Annotated in this window: 1 protein-coding gene; it reads left to right on the forward strand. The window is 45.4% G+C overall.

Annotated elements, in window-relative coordinates; genetic code table 11:
* Window positions 1–132 precede the first annotated feature (132 nt).
* Window positions 133–1,419 carry an IS110 family RNA-guided transposase gene (locus FYJ45_RS29235; protein ID WP_154468419.1) on the forward strand — a complete coding sequence of 429 codons (1,287 nt, stop codon included), beginning with the start codon at window positions 133–135 and terminating at the stop codon, window positions 1,417–1,419.
* The last annotated feature ends 523 nt before the right edge of the window (window positions 1,420–1,942 follow it).

The raw sequence follows: 1,942 nt of genomic DNA on the forward strand, positions 1-1,942 counted from the left end.
GGAGCTTCCTGTATAATTCAAATATAGGGAATTCCGAGAAAGAGGGTTGAGAAAAAAATACCTCAGAGTAAAATAAGATTACTGACTTTGCGGGTTAGTAAAAAATCTTATTAAAACAGTGAGGTATCTAAAATGAATTGTAACACACAAAACGCAAAAATTGCATCTATAACTGAAAAAACTTTGATCGTTGGTATTGATGTTGGAAGTGAAACTCATTTTGCCAGAGCATTTGACTGGCGGAATTACGAGTACACAAAGAAACCACTAGAATTCAGTAATACTGAGGCTGGGTTCCTGACCTTCAAAGCATGGGTGGAAGATATCGCAGAAAAACAAGGCAAAACCGCTGTGATCCCCGGCATGGAGCCGACCGGACACTACTGGTTTGCACTGGGGAAATTCCTGCAGGACAATGGGATGAAGCCGGTACATGTGAATCCACATCATGTTAAGAAGTCGAAGGAACTGGACGACAACAATCCCAACAAGAATGACCGCAAGGATCCAAAGACGATCGCGGCTCTGGTCAATGAAGGACGCTTTTCCTATCCCTACATACCAACCGGTATCTATGCGGAGATCAGGAGCCTGTCAAACCTTCGTTTCCAGACGCAGGAGGAGCTTACGCGGATCAAGAACCGGATCGCCAGATGGTTTGCTATCTACTTCCCTGAATATAAAGACGTTTATGGGGATTTGAAGGCAGTCAGTGGACGGATGGTATTGAAGGTGGCACCGTTGCCGGAAGACATTGGGAAACTTGGTGTGGAAGGTGTGAACCAAATATGGAGGAGCGCAAAGCTGAGAGGCGCCGGAATAAAGAGGGCAAAGACCCTGGTATCCGCAGCAGAGCATAGCGTTGGAAGCAAGGAAGCACCGGAAGCGGCACGGATGGAATTAAAAAATCTGCTGGATGACATGGATGTATATGTGTCAAGACTGGATGAGCTACTTGTGAACATAGAGGAAAAGCTGAAAGAGATTCCGTATGTGGATAAGCTGATGGAGATCAAGGGGATCGGTCTGGTAACGGTCAGTGGTTTCATTGCAGAGGTGGGAGACATTGGACGTTTTGATAATCCAAAACAGCTGCAGAAGTTAGCAGGATATGCAATCGTGGCAAATGATTCCGGGAAGCATAACGGCGAAAGCCGGATCAGCTACAGAGGCAGGAAGCGCCTGCGGTATGTATTGTATGAAGCAGCGATATCTCTTATCGGGAAGAATGCGGAGTTCAAGTCGATCCATGAATACTACCGGACACGCAAAGAAAATCCATTAAAAAAGATGCAGTCTGTAGTAGCAGTGGCATGTAAGATCCTAAGGGTATTTTACACAATACTGACAAAAGGTGTGGATTATGACCCGGTAAAGCTTCTAGGAGACATTAAGAGACCGCAGCTTCAGGTAGCATAGCAGACAGGAACCAAAACAAGTAATGCCCTGTCACGGTTGAACCCCACCTTTAACATTGCGTGTTAAAAGTTGAATTCAGCTGTGACAGGAAGGCTGAAAGGTATGAGGAACGAGTCGGGAAAACGTCCACCGGAAGGTGCCGTCAAGAAAGCATGCCCCAAAGGTCAGTAAGACTTAATACAAAGAATGAGCCAGTAGTCGGCAGGAATATTTTCCATAGGGCATGACCCTGTAAAGGAGCTAAGCTGACACCCTGGTTATGGACAGGCGGGACGAAGGAAGTTAGGACCCAGCAGAGATGCAGGTGATCCTGGTAGATACGGGAGGTTCGCTGCCGTAGATGGATGGGTATACACAAGGCCATGTAGAACGAAATACAATGACGTTTTACTTCGTGTACCCAAAACCCTCTATTTTCGTACCAGATACAGAGAAATGTCCATCCTCTTGGCTCATTTATCTGAGATATGAAATTAAAAATTTCTTGAAAAATAAGGAAAAAACACTTGACTAAATAGGGAGG

This window comes from Eisenbergiella porci (assembly GCF_009696275.1).
Taxonomy (GTDB): Bacteria; Bacillota; Clostridia; order Lachnospirales; family Lachnospiraceae; genus Eisenbergiella; species Eisenbergiella porci.

What these genes read in the sequence shown, in the direction of transcription:
- FYJ45_RS29235 (WP_154468419.1), top strand. Translation starts at nt 133, where the DNA reads ATGAATTGTAACACACAAAACGCAAAAATTGCATCTATAACTGAAAAA.